Source organism: Rhodococcus sp. P4_F3_2, assembly GCF_056401335.1.
Genome location: NZ_JBFUJN010000125.1, coordinates 1 through 629, shown reverse-complemented (window position 1 = coordinate 629; position 629 = coordinate 1). Strand labels below are relative to the sequence as shown.

Annotated in this window: 1 protein-coding gene; it reads right to left on the bottom strand. The window is 37.5% G+C overall.

From position 1 onward, the window contains the following. A partial coding sequence (locus AC1DWA_RS33060) for a gamma-glutamyl-gamma-aminobutyrate hydrolase family protein (RefSeq protein ID WP_477917657.1) occupies nucleotides 1–412 on the bottom strand: 412 nt, incomplete at its 3' end. Nucleotides 413–629 lie beyond the last annotated feature (217 nt).

Genomic DNA, 629 nt, shown 5'->3' with positions numbered 1-629 from the left:
ACTCTTTAATGTCTGACATGTCTTGATAAAGAGTCCCGCCGTAAGCAACGTTCAAAATTTGTAAGCCGCGGCAAATCGCTAACACCGGCTTTCCTTGATCGATCACATGCTTTAACAATAGCTGTTCAGACTGATCTCGTGCTAAAAAAGGTGAACCCGTTTTGGTTGTCGGTTCTTCTCCGTATAAAAGGGGATTAACGTCTTGACCACCTGATAAAATCAACCCGTCTATACTTTCTGCCTGCGCTTTAATCATTTCTTCATCTTTTAGCACTGGCAAGATAAAAGGAATTCCGCCGCTGAGCGCTGTTGATTCGATATAGTCATTATTCACATACGCTCGCTTATAGCCTGGAAAGCGTCCTCCTTGATCCACAATAATGCTTCCTGATATGCCAATTAAAAATCCCACTGTTGTTTTCTCCTTTTTGTTAAATTACCATTTCTTGAGATGTTCTTTCTTTTTTACTGCGTTGATAAAGTGTGTTCAATCTCTTGCTTTATAAGAAATAAATGGTTCTTTTGTTCAACTATTATACATATATACCATATTTACTTAATAGAAAATGGTATAATAGCCTCTGTATGTTAAAAATACTAATTGCCAAAGGTAGAAGGTAGTGCTACAA